Annotated in this window: 15 protein-coding genes; 5 read left to right on the forward strand and 10 right to left on the reverse strand. The window is 59.3% G+C overall.

From position 1 onward, the window contains the following. Positions 1–9: 9 nt before the first annotated feature. Entirely contained in the window at positions 10–954 is a 945-nt protein-coding gene (locus I6J72_RS04950; RefSeq protein WP_204100127.1) for a heme o synthase, read from the reverse strand. A 275-nt stretch (positions 955–1,229) separates the two neighbouring features. On the opposite strand from I6J72_RS04950, the gene tkt reads away from it, so the two are divergent. From tkt to pgl, 5 genes are all read left to right on the forward strand, one after another. Beyond that, complete coding sequence (gene tkt / locus I6J72_RS04955; RefSeq protein ID WP_204100443.1) at positions 1,230–3,305, forward strand: transketolase; 2,076 nt, start codon at positions 1,230–1,232, stop codon at positions 3,303–3,305. A 67-nt stretch (positions 3,306–3,372) separates the two neighbouring features. Next, on the forward strand, positions 3,373–4,458 hold the full coding sequence (tal, locus tag I6J72_RS04960; RefSeq protein ID WP_204100128.1) for a transaldolase: 1,086 nt from the start codon (positions 3,373–3,375) through the stop codon (positions 4,456–4,458). Between the two features lie 253 nt (positions 4,459–4,711). Further along, on the forward strand, positions 4,712–6,163 hold the full coding sequence (gene zwf / locus I6J72_RS04965; RefSeq protein WP_370552165.1) for a glucose-6-phosphate dehydrogenase: 1,452 nt from the start codon (positions 4,712–4,714) through the stop codon (positions 6,161–6,163). A 20-nt stretch (positions 6,164–6,183) separates the two neighbouring features. Further along, the gene (locus I6J72_RS04970) at positions 6,184–7,122 is read left to right on the forward strand and encodes a glucose-6-phosphate dehydrogenase assembly protein OpcA (RefSeq protein ID WP_115022011.1); all 939 of its coding nucleotides are present in this window, start codon (positions 6,184–6,186) and stop codon (positions 7,120–7,122) included. 44 nt (positions 7,123–7,166) lie between these two features. Next, a complete protein-coding gene (pgl, locus tag I6J72_RS04975) occupies positions 7,167–7,928 on the forward strand; it encodes a 6-phosphogluconolactonase (RefSeq protein ID WP_204100130.1) in 762 nt (253 codons plus the stop codon). Positions 7,929–8,084: 156 nt separating this feature from the next. Here pgl and secG read toward each other — a convergent pair whose 3' ends face one another. From secG to I6J72_RS05020, 9 genes are all read right to left on the reverse strand, one after another. After that, positions 8,085–8,318 (reverse strand): preprotein translocase subunit SecG, encoded by a 234-nt coding sequence (gene secG / locus I6J72_RS04980; RefSeq protein WP_039675251.1) that lies wholly within the window; start codon positions 8,316–8,318, stop codon positions 8,085–8,087. A 198-nt stretch (positions 8,319–8,516) separates the two neighbouring features. Then, positions 8,517–9,296 carry a triose-phosphate isomerase gene (gene tpiA, locus I6J72_RS04985; RefSeq protein WP_204100131.1) on the reverse strand — a complete coding sequence of 260 codons (780 nt, stop codon included), beginning with the start codon at positions 9,294–9,296 and terminating at the stop codon, positions 8,517–8,519. 38 nt (positions 9,297–9,334) lie between these two features. Then, complete coding sequence (pgk, locus tag I6J72_RS04990; protein WP_204100132.1) at positions 9,335–10,552, reverse strand: phosphoglycerate kinase; 1,218 nt, start codon at positions 10,550–10,552, stop codon at positions 9,335–9,337. A gap of 191 nt (positions 10,553–10,743) precedes the next feature. Beyond that, positions 10,744–11,751, reverse strand: a complete 1,008-nt coding sequence (gap, locus tag I6J72_RS04995) for a type I glyceraldehyde-3-phosphate dehydrogenase (protein ID WP_115022004.1) — start codon at positions 11,749–11,751, stop codon at positions 10,744–10,746. A 387-nt stretch (positions 11,752–12,138) separates the two neighbouring features. Further along, complete coding sequence (gene whiA, locus I6J72_RS05000; RefSeq protein ID WP_204100133.1) at positions 12,139–13,128, reverse strand: DNA-binding protein WhiA; 990 nt, start codon at positions 13,126–13,128, stop codon at positions 12,139–12,141. Positions 13,129–13,267: 139 nt separating this feature from the next. Beyond that, positions 13,268–14,233, reverse strand: a complete 966-nt coding sequence (yvcK, locus tag I6J72_RS05005) for a uridine diphosphate-N-acetylglucosamine-binding protein YvcK (RefSeq protein ID WP_204100444.1) — start codon at positions 14,231–14,233, stop codon at positions 13,268–13,270. A gap of 65 nt (positions 14,234–14,298) precedes the next feature. Next, positions 14,299–15,180, reverse strand: coding sequence for an RNase adapter RapZ (rapZ, locus tag I6J72_RS05010; protein WP_204100445.1), 882 nt, complete (start codon positions 15,178–15,180; stop codon positions 14,299–14,301). A 106-nt stretch (positions 15,181–15,286) separates the two neighbouring features. After that, a complete protein-coding gene (uvrC, locus tag I6J72_RS05015) occupies positions 15,287–17,341 on the reverse strand; it encodes an excinuclease ABC subunit UvrC (RefSeq protein WP_204100134.1) in 2,055 nt (684 codons plus the stop codon). Further along, positions 17,341–17,901, reverse strand: a complete 561-nt coding sequence (locus I6J72_RS05020) for a PH domain-containing protein (protein ID WP_204100135.1) — start codon at positions 17,899–17,901, stop codon at positions 17,341–17,343. Before I6J72_RS05020 ends, uvrC begins: the two co-directional genes overlap by 1 nt. Between the last annotated feature and the right edge of the window lie 68 nt (positions 17,902–17,969).

Here is a 17,969-nt window from a genome sequence, read left to right on the forward strand (position 1 = left end):
CGACCGCGGCTAAAAGAGTGCCGCGGACCAGCCGAGCATTCGACCGATGGGCTCCCAGCCCACCACGGCGTCGACAGACAAGCCGATAAACAGTACCGAGAGGTAGTTGTTGGAGTAGATGAACAGGCGCATGGGCTTAACCTTGGCGCCCTGTTTGACTCCTTGGTGAAGGCGTATAGCCATCCACAGAAAGACCGCTCCCGAGGCCACCGCAGCGACGAGGTAAATCCACGACGCCGCCGGAATGATGAGCAGGGTGACTATCACCGTGCCTACCGTGTACCAGACGATCTGGCGGGTGACTTCAGACTCTGGGGCCACAACCGGCAGCATGGGTACGCCTGCCTTGCGGTAATCCTCCTTGTACTTCATGGCGAGCGCCCACGTGTGCGGCGGCGTCCAGAAGAAGATGATGAGGAAAAGAACAATAGCCTGCCACCAGCGGTCCGGCTCCCCCGCCGGCGCATTATCGCGGATGACGGCCCAGCCCACCATGGCCGGCATACAGCCAGCAAGACCACCCCACACAATATTTTGCGAGTTCCTCATCTTGAGGAACTTGGTGTAGACAAACACGTAGAAGAAATTGGTAAGCAGCACGAAGAAGGCTGCGAGCCAAGAATGAGCCAAAACGCCCAGCCAGAAGACAGACAGCGCCAGCATGATCCACGCAAAGATCGCGGCATTACGACGCGAAATGGTGGCGCGCACGAGTGGGCGTGCACGGGTGCGCTGCATCTTCTGATCGATTTCATAGTCCACGACATTGTTAAATGTGTGGGCCGCGGCCGCACCCATCCAGCCGCCGAAGATGGTGGAAATAATGAGCCAGAAGTTCGAGGACACAGCCTCAAATCCGCGCTGAGCCTGGAGCATCGCCGGGATTGCCGCAACGAGGAGGAGCTCAATGATCCTCGGCTTCGTTAGCGCAAAATAGGCCTTGATGGTCTCCAAGGAACAGTCCTCCGTAAATCCGGCTACACCAGCGTCTGAGTTATGGGTCTTTGTAGTGGTCGGCTACGCGCTCTGAAAAGTTCCCACGCATCCACTGAGCTTGAACACACAGACGCTAGCCTCAACCATGCCACCCTACCGCTCAGAACCCGGTTTCTATAATTCGGCGCAGCGAGACCAAAACCGCCTAGACTGATGAGCGGTATATCTGTTTCCAGAAGCGAAGTGAGGTTTTCGCCGTGTCGCACGAGAAGTTGTCCCCAGAACTGCAGGCTATGGTCCAGCGTCGCTATCCCTCAGACTGGACTGATCTTGATACCCGCGCTGTGGACACCGTGCGTGTTTTGGCTGCAGACGCTGTCCAAAACTGCGGCTCGGGCCACCCGGGTACTGCGATGTCGCTGGCTCCGCTGGCCTACACGTTGTACCAGCGCGTCCTCAACCACGACCCAGCCGATGTGCACTGGGCAGGCCGCGACCGCTTCGTACTGTCCGTGGGCCACTCTTCCCTGACGCAGTACATCCAGCTCTTCCTGGGCGGCTTCGGCCTCGAGATGGAAGATCTCCAGGCGCTGCGCACGTGGGGTTCCAAGACCCCGGGACACCCGGAAGTCCACCACACTGACGGTGTGGAGATAACCACCGGCCCGTTGGGCCAAGGTCTTGCTTCCTCAGTAGGTATGGCCATGGCAGCGCGCAAGGAGCGCGGGCTTTTCGATGGCTCCGCTCCCGCCGGCGAGTCTCCTTTCGATCACTTCATCTACGTCATCGCCTCCGACGGTGACCTGCAGGAAGGCGTCACCGCTGAAGCATCGTCCCTCGCAGGCACCCAGCAGCTGGGCAACCTCATCGTCTTTTGGGATGACAACCGCATCTCCATTGAGGACGATACGAATATTGCCTTTAACGAGGACGTGGTTAAGCGCTACGAGGCTTATGGCTGGCACGTGCAGACCGTGGAATCCGGCGAAGACGTAGCGGCTCTCGAAGCTGCCGCTGAAGCCGCCCGCGCCGAAACCTCCCGCCCATCCTTTATTCGCGTCAAGACAGTCATCGGCTACCCAGCGCCCAACAAGATGAACACCGGCGGTGTCCACGGTGCTGCCTTGGGTGAAGACGAGGTCGCTGCCACCAAGGAGGTCCTTGGCTTCGATCCCGAGCAGCATTTCCACATCGATGAGGACGTTCTGGCGCATACCCGCAAGCTCGCCGAGCGCGGTGCCGAGAAGCACGCTGAGTGGCAGAAGAAGTTCGACGAGTGGGCCGCAGCCAACCCGGAGGAGAAGAAGCTCTTCGACCGCCTCCAGGCCCGGGAACTTCCGGAGGACTTCGCTGCGGATCTCCCCTCCTGGGAGGCCGGAGAATCGCTGGCAACTCGTAAGGCATCTGAGGCCGCTATCCAGGCGCTGGCAGCATCCCTGCCGGAGATGTGGGGCGGCTCCGCCGACCTTGCAGGCTCCAACAACACTGTGATCAAGGGCGCTGATTCCTTCGGTCCGGAATCCATCACCACAAACGCGTGGTCTGCGCAGCCATACGGCCGCAACCTGCATTTCGGTATCCGCGAGCACGCTATGTCCGCGATCATGAACGGTATCGCGCTGCACGGCAATACCCGCGTCTACGGCGGTACCTTCCTTATTTTCTCCGAGTACCAGTACCCAGCCGTGCGTCTCGGTGCGCTCATGTCCACTGACACCTACTACGTATGGACCCACGACTCGATCGGCCTGGGTGAAGACGGCCCTACCCACCAGCCCGTGGAGACCCTCGCTGCACTGCGCGCTATCCCGAACCTCTCCGTCATCCGTCCGGCAGATGCCAACGAAACTGCCCAGGCATGGGCCGCGGCGATGGAATACAAGGCTGCACCGAAGGGCCTAGCCCTCTCTCGTCAGAATCTCCCGGTTCTCGAGGGCACCAAGGAGAAGGCTGCCGATGGTGTTCGCCGCGGCGCCTACATCCTCGTCGAGGCTTCGAAGGAGACCCCGGATGTCATCCTGCTGGCCACTGGCTCCGAGGTGCAGCTGGCCGTTGAGGCCGCCAAACAGCTCGAGTCTGAGGGCACGGCTACACGCGTTGTCTCTGCTCCGTGCCTGGAGTGGTTTGACGAGCAGGACACCGAGTATCGCGAATCGGTCCTTCCTTCCTCCGTCCTTGCCCGCGTGTCCGTCGAGGCGGGTGTGTCGATGCCCTGGCACAAGTACACCGGTTCCTTCGGCCGCACGGTTTCACTGGAGCACTTCGGTGCCTCTGCCCCAGCCGGTGAGCTTTTCGAAAAGTTTGGTTTCACCGCCGAGGCTGTTGTCGACGCCGCCCGTGACGCCCTCGGCGCCGCCCAAGCCAACTAGCCCACGCTTCTTTAAGCCCTCCACCACGGCATTTCACCGCCGGCTACGAAAGGATTCTGCACTCACCATGACATATATCGATGATCTCGCTGAACTCGGCACTTCAACATGGCTCGATGATTTGTCGCGCGAGCGCCTCGACTCGGGTAATCTCCGCGAGCTTCTCACCTCTAAGTCCATCGTGGGTGTCACCACGAACCCGGCTATCTTCGCCTCTGCTATGTCCTCCGGAGCCTCCTACGACACAGACATCGCAGCTCTGAAGGACAAGGGAGCCTCTGCTGATGAAGCTGTCTACTCCCTCGCTATCGACGATGTTCGCAATGCTTGCGATTTGTTTTCGGAGATCTTCGAAGAGACCGGAGGCCGCGATGGTCGGGTGTCCATCGAGGTGGATCCGCGCATCTCCGCTGATGCTGAGGCCACGTTGGCCCAGGCCCGTGAACTGTGGGCACAGGTGGATCGCCCCAACCTCATGATCAAGATTCCCGCCACGGAAGGTTCCCTTCCGGCCATCGTTGATGCCCTGGCTGAAGGTATCTCCGTCAACGTCACTCTGATTTTCTCGGTGGAGCGCTACTCCGAGGTCATTGCCGCCTACAAGGAGGGCATTGCACGTGCGGCGAAAGCCGGTAAGGACGTCTCCGCTATCCATTCCGTAGCATCCTTCTTCGTGTCTCGCCTTGACACTGAGGTGGACAAGCGCCTCGAATTGCTGGGTAGTGATGAGGCACTGACGCTTCGCGGTAAGGCTGGTGTGGCCAACGCTCAGCGTGCCTACGCACTGTTCACCAAGGAGTTTGGCGCCGATTCTGGCCTTCCGGAAGGCGCGCAGGTACAGCGTCCCCTATGGGCATCGACTGGTGTGAAGAACCCCGAATACCCCGCCACCCTGTATGTCTCTGAACTGGCAGGCCCGAACACGGTGAACACCATGCCGGAGAAGACTATCGACGCTGTCCTTGAGCAAGGAAACCTTCACGGCGATACGCTCAGTGGCGCCGGTGCACAGGCAGAAGAGGTCTTTTCGCAACTTGAAGCAGTTGGCATTGACTTCGCCGATGTCTTCTCTGTACTGGAGCAGGAAGGCGTGGACAAGTTCGTTACTGCCTGGGAAGAGCTCCTCGCCTCGATGGCTGATCGTTTGGCTTAACCCGCACCTTCGCAGACTCCCTCCGCAGCCGGTAATGCCCCTCGGCTGAGCATCTCTTTAGGGTTCAGCCGCACCACGCGCCCCACCAGCACGCAGGCAACTATCGTTGGTGGGGCGCGTATCGCTATGCTGGGCTGTTGGACTTACCTCACACAGACCGAAAGGACACTTAGTGAGCACTACCAGCGCGTGGGTCAACCCGTTGCGCAACGCGAAGGACAAGCGTCTTCCGCGCATTGCTGGACCCTCTGGCATGGTGATTTTCGGCGTGACCGGTGACTTGGCACGCAAGAAGCTCCTGCCGGCCATCTACGATCTGGCCAACCGCGGTCTGTTGCCGGCCGGCTTTACCCTCGTGGGCTACGGCCGCCGCGACTGGGCCAAGGAAGCCTTCTGCGCCTACGTTCGCGAGGCTGCCGAAGCAGGCGCCCGCACGACCTTCAACGAGCACGTCTGGGAGCACCTGGCCAAGGGTATCGAGTTCGTCCAAGGCAACTTCGATGATGCCGGCTTCGACAAGCTATCGGCACGTCTCTCCGAACTCAACACCTCCCGAGGCACGGGTGGTAACTGGGCGTACTATTTGTCCGTCCCACCAGAGTTCTTCTCCGATATTTGCCACCAGCTCGAGCGCGTCGGCATGGCCGATAGCACGGAAAGCGCGTGGCGCCGCGTCATCATTGAAAAACCTTTCGGTCACGATCAAGCTTCGGCCCGTGAGCTCAACGAAATCGTGAACGCCGTTTTTCCAGAATCCTCGGTTTTCCGTATCGACCACTACCTAGGCAAGGAAACCGTGCAGAACATCTTGGCACTGCGCTTTGCCAACCAGATTTTTGAACCGATGTGGAATGCCCACTACATCGACCACGTCCAGATCACGATGGCAGAGGACATCGGGCTTGGTGGACGTGCCGGCTACTACGACGGTATTGGCGCTGCGCGCGACGTCATTCAGAATCACCTGCTGCAGTTGCTCGCACTTGTGGCCATGGAGGAGCCTTCCTCCTTCGCCCCAGCAGCTCTACAGGCCGAAAAAATCAAGGTTCTGGAGGCCACCCAAGCGGTGCATCCGCTTAACAAGACCACTGCCCGCGGTCAATACTCGGCCGGTTGGCAAGGGTCGGTCTATGTCAAGGGCTTGCGTGAAGAAGAGGGCTTCGACCCTGAATCCACGACCGAGACCTACGCCGCCTGCACCCTCAAGGTAAATTCACGCCGGTGGGCTGGAGTCCCCTTCTACCTGCGCACGGGCAAGCGTTTGGGCCGCCGTGTGACCGAGATTGCCCTCGTGTTCAAAACTGCTCCGCACCAACCTTTTGACCAAGGTCAGGCCGAGGCACTCGACCAGAACGCCGTGGTTATCCGTGTGCAGCCGGATGAAGGTGTGACGATGCGCTTCGGTTCCAAGGTTCCGGGTTCCACTATGGAAGTCCGTGATGTCAACATGGACTTTGCTTACGCCTCCGCCTTTACGGAGGAGTCCCCTGAGGCTTATGAACGCCTCATCCTCGATGCCCTATTGGACGAGTCCTCGCTCTTCCCCACCAACCGTGAGGTGGAGTTGTCGTGGTCCATCCTGGACCCCATCATCGAGTACTGGTCTGGCATCGGCCAGCCCGAACAGTATCGTGCGGGAACGTGGGGGCCCGAGTCCGCTAATAGAATGGTGCGCCGTCAGGGTCACTCCTGGCGCCGTCCGTAGGTCCTGAGGAGTAAAGCACCATGATTATCCCTTTGCCTGATACGACGACGCGCAAGATTTCCCAGAAACTCGTCGAGATGCAAGAGCACTACACGCTCACCACAGGTCGCGTCCTCACCCTCATCGTCATGACCCAGGAGGGCGACGACCTCGACAACCTGCTGGATTCTGTCCGCGATGCCTCTCATGAGCACCCCTCCCGCGTGATTGTCATTGCGCGCGGCAACCCTGCTGACAAGACGCGCCTCGATGCCGAGCTACGCGTTGGTGGTGAGGCCGGCGCATCCGAAATCGTAGTTATGCATCTCCACGGCGCATTGGCCGACCAAGCAGAGGCAGTCGTGACTCCCCTGCTGTTGCCCGATACGCCTATCGTGGCGTGGTGGCCTACGGCCTGTCCTCAGTCCCCGGCTTCGGTTCCGATTGGTACGTTGGCGCAGCGCCGCATCACCAACGTGGCCCACGGCGATGGCGTCGATCAATACGACCTTCACTTGTTGTCGTCGGGGTATAAGCCGGGAGACTCCGATATGTCTTGGGGCGCCATCACTTTGTGGCGCGGCATTGTTGCCTCCGCGCTGGACAGGCATCCGCACGAGCACGTAACCTCGGTGGAGATTGCCGGTGCGCACAACCACGCGGCCGTGGACTTTGCCGCCGGCTGGCTTCTCGACGCCCTCTCCGTCCCCGTCCACCGCACGGTCGCTGAGTATGACGGCACGACGTTCCCGATTACTTCCCTGGTGTTCCGCCGACCAACTGCGGATGTCAGCATTACGGTCGTCGACGCCGAAACCGTCAGGGTCACCGTACCGGGCTCACCGGAATCACTCGTGAGCCTAGCGGTTCGCTCGGAAGCTGAGGTGCTGTCAGAGGAGCTTCGCCATCTGGACGCAGACAGGACATACGCCCATGCTCTCCGCGCTTTGGCGAACGTAGACTACAGTGAGAAGCAATAAAGAAACTGAACCTCGATAGTTTTCACGAAGGATCGCTCTGCACCATGGTTACTCTTCACCGCGTCAGCGATGTAGACGAGCTCATATCCTCCGCCGCCCTCGCGTTTGTTGATGTGATCGCGGCAGTCCAGGCCCCGGGCGGTGGCTTGCATAAAGACGGCGTCGCTCGCGTAGTGCTCACCGGTGGCGGCGCAGGGATTGGTCTCCTTCGCGAGCTAGCGCGCTTGGACCAGGCCGCAAAGACGCAGGGACCCGATTTCCCTGCTCTTGCGGTGGATTGGACGCGCGTTCACGTTTTCTTTGGTGATGAGCGCAATGTGCCCGCCACGGACCCGGATTCCAACGAAGGCCAAGCCCGGGAAGCACTCCTCAGCCACGTGGGTATTCCTGAACATCACATCCATGGCTACGATCTCGGCGCTATATCGATGGAGCACGCAGCGCAGGCCTATGAGGGCGAGATTCGCGAATTTGCCCCAGAAGGATTTGACCTCCACCTGCTCGGCATGGGCGGAGAAGGCCACATTAATTCGATATTCCCGCACGCAGAGGCTGTGTATGAAGACAAGGACTTTGCCTTCGCAGTCCATGACTCGCCCAAGCCGCCAGCTGAGCGTGTCACGCTAACGTATCCTGCCATCAACCGTTCGCAACGCGTCTGGTTCCTCGTTGCCGGAGAAGAAAAGGCAGAGGCCGCCGCGCATCTCGTCGCCGGTGCCGCTGCTGAGGACTGGCCCGCTGCCGGTGCCCACGGTACTGAGGAAACGGTTCTCTTCCTCGCTGACAGCGCTGCCACGGAGCTCTAAAGCTTGGCATACTGAGGCTTGTGCAAGAAAGTAGCCGCGCCTGGGGGGCTCTCACGATAGAGACAAACGCCGCGACCCCACCTTCTCTTAGAGGGGATCGCGGCGTTGTGTCGCTGTGCCGCCCGCGTGCACATGGCGCGCGGGATGGTGAACGTTCTAGCTGTATGCCTGAAGCAGGTTCAGTGCCACGATGCAGGCGAGCCAGATAATGACCATGACCACGGTGTAGCGATCAAGGTTCTTCTCCACCACGGTGGAACCAGAAAGGTTGGACTGCACACCGCCGCCGAAAAGGCTCGACAGGCCGCCGCCCTTGCCCTTGTGCAACAGCACGAAGATGGACATAAGGATTGCGGCAATCACCAGGATGATTTCCAGTGCCAAGATCATGAAATAGTTCCTTGTTTACACGGTTAAGACGTTTGCTAATGGTTGCGCGGCATCAAGACGGCACTACTCGAGGTGCCTGAAGCATCCAGCCAGCGCAGGATATTCCTCGATGCTACACCATAAAGCGGGCCGGAAACCATTCCGACCCGCTTAACGCTAGTGCAGCTGTTTGGCGCTGCTGCGTGAGTGCGTCAGTGCTTAGGCATCCGAGGCTGCGTTGGCTGCCAGCTTGGCAAACTCCTCGCCCTTGAGCGATGCGCCGCCAACCAGACCGCCATCAACGTCCGGCTTGCCCACGATCTCAGCAACGGAGTCAACCTTGACGGAGCCGCCGTAGAGAATGCGGATGCTCTCAGCGACCTCATCGCCACCAAGCTCGCGGACGAGGTCACGGATAGCCGCGCACACCTCCTGGGCGTCATCAGCAGAGGCCACCTTGCCGGTACCGATGGCCCAAACTGGCTCGTAGGCGATTACAGTCTTGGCTAGGTCGTCGGCGGACAGGCCTTCCAGCGAGTTTCGGGTCTGCGTTACCACGTAATCAACGTGAGTGCCCTTTTCGCGAACGTCAAGTGGCTCGCCTACGCAGACAATAGGGCTGATGCCATTGGCCAGTGCGGCGGCAGCTTTCTCAGCTACGAGCTTGTCGGTCTCGCCGTGGTATTGGCGGCGCTCAGAGTGGCCAACGACGGCCCACGAGCAGCCCAGAGCAGAGAGCATCTTGCCAGAGACTTCACCGGTATAGGCGCCGGACTCGTGCTTGGAGATGTCCTGGGAACCATAGGTGAACTTGAGGTCGTCCCCATCGACAAGGGTCTGCACGGTACGGATATCGGTGAACGGAACCATAAAGGCTACGTCGACCTTCTCGTAGTAGTCCTTCGGCAGTGCGAAGGCAAACTTCTGCAGGGAGCCGATGGCTTCCTTGTGGTCGAGATTCATCTTCCAGTTGCCGGCGATAAGTGGAGTGCGTGCCATGATGTGCCTTTCTACAGGTTGCGCTTAAACGTAGTGGATTAGGACTCGAGGACCTTGACGCCTGGCAGTTCCTTACCTTCAAGGAACTCGAGGGATGCCCCACCACCGGTGGAAATGTGGGAGAAGCCATCCTCGTCCAGCCCCAACAGGCGGACGGAGGCGGCGGAGTCGCCGCCACCGACGACGGTGAAGGAACCATTCTTCTCGGTGGCATCGATGATGGACTGTGCCACGCCAGCGGTGCCCTTAGAGAAAGCCTCCATCTCGAAGACGCCCATGGGGCCATTCCAGAAGACAGTCTTGGAGGTGGCGATGACCTCGTCGAACTTCTTCACGGACTCTGGTCCAATGTCGAGGGACATCCAGCCCTCCGGAATGCCATCCAGGGCGACGACCTTGTTCTCGGCCTCTGCATTGAACTCGGTGGCAGCAACGAGGTCGACTGGCAAGACAATCTTGTCGCCGAAGCGCTCGAGCAGATCCTTGCAATTGTCAATCTGGTCTTCCTGCAGCAGGGAGTTCTGTACGTTGTAGCCCTGTGCTGCCAGAAGGGTGTAACACATGCCGCCGCCGATGATGACCTTGTCGGCCTTGCCAGCTAGTGCCTCAATGACGCCGAGCTTGTCGGAAACCTTGGCGCCGCCGAGAACGACGACGTAAGGGTGCTCCGGCTCCTTAGCTACAGCAGCAAGGGTCTCTACTTCCTTCTGAACGAGCTTTCCGGCGTAGGCAGGAAGGCGCTTGGCCACGTCGTACACGGAAGCCTGAGCGCGGTGAACAACGCCGAAACCGTCGGAAACGAAAGCACCGTTGTCGGCGGCTAGAGCAACGAGTTCATCGGCGAAGGCGCCGCGTTCTGCCTCATCCTTAGAGGTTTCACGAGCGTCGAAGCGAACGTTCTCCAGCAGGAGTACATCGCCATCGTTGAGGCCGTTGGCGCGCTCGTGAGCGTCCTCACCGCTGACATCGCCAGCGAGCGCCACGTACTGGTCGAGGGCTTCGGACAACGCCTCAGCAACTGGCGCCAGGGAGTACTTCGGGTTGGCCTCACCCTTCGGTCGACCAAGGTGAGCGGACAGGATTACCTTGGCGCCGCCCTCTACGAGAGCCTTGATGGTGGGCAGAGACGCGGTGATGCGGCCGGAGTCAGTGATGTTTCCTTCATCATCCAATGGGACGTTGAAATCCGAGCGGACGAGGACGTGACGGCCCTCGACGCCTTCCGCGAGCAAGTCATCCAAAGTCTTGAAAGCCATGGTGTTCTCCTTTAATGGTCAATGTTCAAGCTAAAGGTTAGAGGTATTCAGTTAAGAAGTGTGGGAGGGTGCATCCTCGTCACCCCCACAGACGACGACCGGCCCAGCGCACGCCACGATAGAAAGGGCGTGGCGCATGGGCCGGAGTAGTCACAGCGCTATCACTGTGGTCATCTAAAGGCGCCGAAGCTTTAGAGCTTGGAAGCCACCAGGGAGGTGACACGAACCAGCTGGGAAGTGTAGCCCCACTCGTTGTCGTACCAGCCAAGTACCTTGACGAAGTTGCCGTTGGACACCTTGGTCATGCCAGCATCGAAGATGCAGCCGTGCGGGTCAGTGATGATATCGGTGGAGACAATCGGGTCCTCGGTGTAGCCCAGGGTCTCACCGAACTCGCCGGTAGCAGCCTCCTTGATAGCAGCATTGATTTCCTCGACAGTAACGTCGCGCGAAGCCTGGAAGGTCAGGTCGGTAGCGGAACCGGTGATGGTCGGTACGCGCATAGCGTAGCCGTCGAGCTTGCCTTCCAGCTCCGGGAGAACGAGGGAGACAGCCTTGGCTGCACCGGTGGAGGTCGGAACCATGTTCACGGCTGCAGCGCGAGCACGGCGCAGGTCACGGTGAGGGGCATCCTGGATGCGTTGATCGCCGGTGTAAGCGTGGATGGTGGTCATCAGGCCCTTTTCGATGCCGAACTTCTCGTGCAGAACCTTAGCCATCGGAGCGAGGCAGTTGGTGGTGCAGGATGCTGCCGAGATGACGTTGTGGTTGTCAGCATCGTACTCATCAGAGTTGACACCGTAGACGAAGGTAGCATCCACGTTCTTGCCTGGTGCAGAGATGATGACCTTCTTGGCACCAGACTCGAGGTGTGCCTTTGCTGCTTCACCATCAGTGAAGAAACCGGTGGACTCGATGACGATGTCAACGTTGTGCTCAGCCCAGTTCAGGTTCTTCGGGTCACGCTCAGCGGACACTGCAACACGGTGACCGTTAACGGTGATGGACTCATCGTCGTGCTCAATCTCGCCATCGAAGCGACCGAGAACGGAGTCATACTTGAGCAGGTTTGCCAGAGTAGCGTTATCGGTCAAGTCGTTGACGGCGACGACCTGAAGGTCGTTGTTGCCCTGTGCAACTGCACGGAAGAAGTTACGGCCGATGCGGCCAAAGCCGTTGATGCCTACGCGAATGGTCACTGTAATGTCTCCTCAAATAATCGAGTGAAGTTCTGCGTGGGGACTTCCGATAGGCGGCCACTCTCTCGTGACGTCGACGGTTTTCCCAACACGGCCGATACTACCCACGGTTTCTGACCTTCGCACAGGTCCGTAGCTCCCTCAGCCACCGCTCAAGCAGCGCGTCCAAAAGAGGCGTACACCGGTGGAGCTGCTTTTGGGAGCTCGGGGAACGTATAATCCGTTACACCTGCAGATATGACCGTTCGTGTGGGGTTATGTTGCATAGTGTTGACTCATAGTGGGATATGTCACCCAACCAAAAACTAGTGAAACCACCCAGACATACATTCAGGGTGGCTTCTCAAAAATCCGTCAGACTAATGTCCGAACGGGCATTAACATTCCTTAGGCATCGTTGAAAAGGTCCTCGGTTACGGACTTCGTTGTGTCGGGGACCCCTAGCTCTTTCGCGCGTTTATCCGCCATGGACAGCAGTCGTCGAATACGGCCTGCAACCGCGTCTTTGGTCATCGGCGGGTCTGCTAGGCGGCCTAGCTCTTCCAGGGAGGCTTCACGGTGCTGAACGCGCAAACGGCCTGCATCCGCTAGGTGCTCAGGCACGTCATCGCCCAAAATCACCATTGCACGCTCTACACGGGCAGCCGCAGTGACAGCCGCACGTGCCGAGCGACGCAGGTTGGCATCGTCAAAGTTGTCGAGACGACGGGACGTGTCATGAGCTTCGCGTTGAATACGCTTCTTCTCCCATGTCAAGCGCGTTTCTTGCGCGCCCATACGGGTCAACAGTGCGCCGATAGCGTCGCCGTCACGCACCACGACACGGTCCGCACCGCGAGTTTCCTTCGTCTTAGCCGACACTCCCAGGCGACGAGCACAACCCACAAGCGCCAGTGCTGCCTCTTGGCAGGGGCAAGTAACTTCCAGAGCCGAAGAACGGCCCGGCTCAGTAAGAGAGCCCTGAGCCAAGAATGCTCCACGCCACGCAGCCTCATTGTCTGCGATCGAGCCGGAGATTACCTGCGGTGGCAGGCCCACTACTGGGTGGCCAGAACGCGTCACGAGGCCGAGACGGCGGGTCAGTTCCTTCGCCCCAGACGTAATCCGCACCTGAATGCGGTTCTTTTTTGACGAGGACGCAGGGCCCGCCAAGTTCGTCGTGGCGGTGATGGAATACAGCTCATCAAGAGCGGTGACGAGGCGGTCGGCCACCTTGCTCGACTCCAGCTCGACGTCATAGGTCACGCGCTCGCCAGTAACGTGTAGCTCACCGGCGAACCTCAAGATAGCGGCAACTTCTGCCGCGCGGGCAGACTGTCGCGGTACGGAAACCGCCGTTAGCTCCTCCTTGACCTGATTGGTCAATGACGCAGACACCTCGTGTCTCCCCTTTCGACTGTTGATGCCGCCATGCGGCTGTGAGTGCCCCATAGTTTAACGTGCGAGTCGTGCACACGCGCACGACAGGGGCCTACCGCACCGTGCTGCCGGACCTAATAGTTAGTCCACGCCGCGGCTATTCAGCCTCGCCAACGTACTCGTTATAGAGCTCGTTAAACACCGCAGCAAGCTTATCCGGACAATGCTTATTAAGGATCTGCCCGTTGTCATCGATCTGGCACACGTCGCGGAAGACTGCCGTTGCGCCCAAGACGCTTGCAGCACGTTGGACAAACACGCGCTCGGATTCATTCGGCAGGCTTTCACTGTCGACGATGACGCGGTCGACACGCAGATTCGGAGCATGTTGTGCCAGTACGTGAAGGTGACGCTCAGCAGAAAAACCTTGGGTCTCCCCTGGCTCGGCCGACAGATTCAGCACGACAACGCGCAACGCGTCAGAGGAGGTAATGGCTTCCACGATGTCCGGAACCAGAACGTGGGGCAAGACAGAGCTAAACCACGACCCAGGCCCCAACGTGATCATGTCCGCCTCATGTAGAGCATCGAGCGTTGCTTGGTTTGCATCCGGACGTTCCGGGATGATGCGCACGCGGCGTACCTGCCCCACCGTCGAGGCAACGGCGACCTGACCGCGAACGGAGCGCATGACGCGGGGGTCGTCGTCAAGCCCGGCTACATCCGCTTCAATATTGAGCGGAAGGTTGACGGACGGAAGCACGCGCCCGGCGGAGTCTGTGAGCTTAGCTACGGCATCTAGCGCGGCCTGAAAATCGCCTAGCACGTCACTCAAACCGGCGATAAGAAGGTTGCCCACGGCGTGGCCAGCCATGGCACCATTGCCGCCGAAACGGTGCTGCAAGGTAGTCGCCCACAGCTGACCTTGCTCGGAATCGCTCGACAGCGCTGCTAATGCCATGCGCAGGTCCCCGGGTGGAATGATGTCGAGTTCACGGCGAAGCCGACCGGAAGAACCGCCGTCATCCGCCACTGTCACGATGGCAGAGATTGCCTCGGCGCCTGTGCGGCGAGCTGCCAACAGGGTTTGGTAAAGACCATGGCCACCGCCAAGGCTGGCCATATGGGAAGGAGCTGGGGTCACGTAAGTACCGGCTTTCGATGTGAGATGTGTGAGAGAGAGTGAAATTAATCGCGATTGATGTCGCGGTGCAGCGTGCTGACGTCGATGTCACCGCGCTCGCGCAGTCTGCGTGCGATTTCTTCAGTAATTGCAACGGAGCGGTGGTGACCACCGGTACACCCAATGCCTACCGTGATGAAGTTCTTTCCTTCATGACGGTAGCCAGTAAGCATCGAATCAAGCATGTTAATGAAGTTCTGGATGAAAGGCTGCGCCGCGTCACGTGACAACACATAGTCAGCCACCGGCTCGTCCGTACCCCGGTAGCCGCGCAGTTCCGGAACCCAATAAGGATTGGGAAGGAACCGCACATCCACGACGAGATCGGCATCACGCGGTGAGCCATGCTTGAAGCCGAAAGACTCAAGCGTTACGTGCTGGCGTTCATGCCCCATCTCGCCGAACGATGCCTCGATGGCTCGGCGCAGATCATGGATGGACAGATTGGTCGTATCGATGATGATGTCCGCACGGTTCCGGATGTCTTGAACCGCCACGCGCTCACGCTGGATACCTGCCTTGAGGGTCTCACCATCCTGGAGCGGGTGCGTTCGACGCACCGAATCAAAACGGCGGATAAGGACATCATCGCGTGCATCGAGGAAGAGCAGCGTGGGTTTCATATCCAGTGCTGCCAGCTCGTCGAGTGTCTCCGGAAGGGAACCCGGGAACATGCGGGAGCGCACATCCGTCACCGCCGCGATTTTGGTCACGGGCGAGTCGGGGCGTGCACAAAGTTTCAGCAGGTCAACGATGGCCTTCGGCGGAATGTTGTGGGCCACGTAGTAGCCTTTATCCTCCAACACCTTGGCTGCCGAGGTTAAGCCTCCACCGGACATGCCGGTCACCAAAATGGGCGGGGAATCAAACAACGTCATGGCCTCTATTCTTACCACCTCACCTGAAGATTCGGTGTGAATACGGCAACGATACCGTGACGGAGGTGCAACTTCGTGCGGAGCGATGAGCGGCCCAGTAGATATCTAGAGATATCTAGGACTTCTGCAAGTGGTCGTACACCGTCTGCGCGAGCTTCGGGCCAAAACCCTTGACCTCAGCGATATCCTCCACGCTGGCTTCCTTGAGGTTTTTCACGGATCCGAAGTGTTTAACTAAGTCAGTGCGGCGTTGCGGTCCCAAGCCCGGTATGGAGTCAAGCACCGATGTCCGCATCCGCTTTGAGCGCTGCTGACGGTGATAGGTAATAGCCACGCGGTGTGCCTCATCACGCAGGTGCTGAAGGAGGAATAGCGCCTGTGAACTACGTGGAAGAATGACTGGTTCATCGTCACCGGGAACCCAAATCTCCTCCAGACGCTTAGCCAAGCCAATCAGGGTGACATCGACAATCCCCAGATCATCAAAGACCGCCTGGGCAGCAGCAACCTGGGGCGCGCCACCATCGACGATAAAGAGTTGTGGAGGATAGATGCTGCGGGTCGACGTGCTGGCGGATTCCTCACGCACGCGTTCCTCAGCAAATGTGGAGTTCTCCAGCTCCTCATCAGGCACGGCACGTTTGTCATCGTGGTGGTGTTTAAAACGGCGTCGAGTGACCTCGGCAATGGAGGCTACGTCATTCGAGTGTCCATCACCGGCGGCTTCTTTGATGCGGTACCGGCGGTAATCCGACTTGCGTGGGAGTCCATCTTCGAAAACAACGAGAGAAGCCACCACGTCGGTGCCTTGGATGTGTGAGATATCCGTACATTCGATGCGCAGCGGTGCGGAGTCCATTCCCAAGGCCTCCTGCAGTTCCTGCAATGCTGCCGACCGTGCGGTGAGGTCGCCTACGCGTTTGAGCTTGTGCTGACGCAGCTGTTCCTTGGCATTGCGCTCCACGGTCTCCATGAGTGCGCGCTTATCGCCGCGCTGCGGGACACGCAGGTCTACGTGGGCGCCGCGTAATTCTTCCAAAACGATCGTGACTTGCTCGGCCTCCTCCGGCGGGACCTGCACCAGGATTTCACGCGGTATAGGGTTGCCGCGATGCATTTCGGTGTGGGACTCTTGGTCCACTCCTCTGCGCTCCAGTTTCGCGTCCTCAGCGGCTTCTTGGCGCTGCCTGTCAACGGCATCGGAATAGAACTGCACAAGGAAATTCTGGATAAGTGCCGGCAGGCCGGGATCCGGTTTGCCTTCCTCGATGGGCTCCGTTGTGGCCTGATCGCCTGATCGCTCTACGACCCACCCGCGCTGGCCGCGAATGCGGCCGGCACGCACATGGAAAATCTGCACCGCGGCTTCAAGCTCATCCGAACAAAACGCAATGAGGTCGGCGTCAGTGCCATCAGAGAGCACCACGGCCTGCTGTTCCATGAGCTTGTCAATCGCTCCCAAGTCATCACGAAGCCGTGCGGCCAGCTCGAACTCTAGGTTTTCCGAGGCTTCCTCCATCTCGTGCGTCAACCGCTTGCGCACGGGCGCGGTGTTGCCGTTCATGAAGCTCATGAGTTGGTTCACCGTCTCGCGGTGTTCTTCAGGGCTGACCCGGCCAATGCAGGGCGCGTCGCACTTGCCGATGTACCCCAACAAACACGGCCTGCCTAGGCGCTCGTGGCGGTTGTACACGCCTTTGGCACACGTGCGCATGGGGAAGACGCGGGTAAGAAGATCGAGCGACTCCCGCACCGCCCACGCATGTGAATACGGGCCGAAATAGCGTACGCCTTTGCGGCGCGGGCCACGGTAGAAGAACGCGCGTGGGATGGTCTCTCCCACCGAAACCGCGAGCATGGGGTAGGTCTTATCATCGCGGTACATGACATTGAACCGCGGATCGAAGCGCTTAATCCACGTGTACTCCAGCTGGAGTGCTTCCACTTCGCTGGCCACCACGGTCCATTCCACCGACGCAGCGGTTAAAACCATCTGGCGGGTCCGCGGATGTAGTTGCGTGATGTCCTGAAAGTAGTTGGACAACCGTGCACGGAGGTTCTTTGCCTTGCCCACGTAGACAACGCGGCGGTTCTCATCCCGGAATTTATAGACGCCCGGGTCCGTAGGAATGCTTCCAGGAGCCGGGCGGTAGGTCGTGGGATCAGCCACTAGTCATCCTGCGGCATGTAGCGGGCTTCAAGGTCGCGGAAGGAACGCACCTTCGGAATCACGTCAGTCTTATCGCCGGATTGCAGCGCCCACACCGGAACGTACTCGAAGTCCGGCAGCTCGATGCGAGCCATGCGCGAACCTTCCGGGAAGGACAGGCCATAAATCACCTGCCAGGGGTAAAAACGCGTACCCACAATGTTGCGAACCTCCACTCCGTCAGAATTGGCGCGGAGGCGCGGACGGGTAAGGGCGAACCAGGACAGCACAGAAATCAGCACGCCGACGCCAGGGAAAGCAAACTTATCAATGGTGGTCACGCTGGCACCGGTAAAAGACAAGCCGACGGTGAAGCCCATGAAGAGGTGCGCCGCCATGACAAGGATGACCCAGACGATCGCTACCTTACGAAGGAAAGGTGAACGGGCCTCGTATTCCCAGGGCTTCGTCGACGTCTTCGCAAAGGGATCGGCACTGGTATAGGCCAACACCTGCTCATCGCTCAGTTCGGGGCGAGCAGCGAGCGGCTGCTTCTCCGAAGGAACCTGTGGGTCCGTCATCGAGTCCTCCATCCATGTATCACTCCCGCTTCTCGACGTATCTTGTCACGGCTTGTGACAGCAAGCGC

The sequence above is a fragment of the Corynebacterium sp. FDAARGOS 1242 genome (genome assembly GCF_016889985.1).
GTDB lineage: Bacteria > Actinomycetota > Actinomycetes > Mycobacteriales > Mycobacteriaceae > Corynebacterium > Corynebacterium minutissimum_B.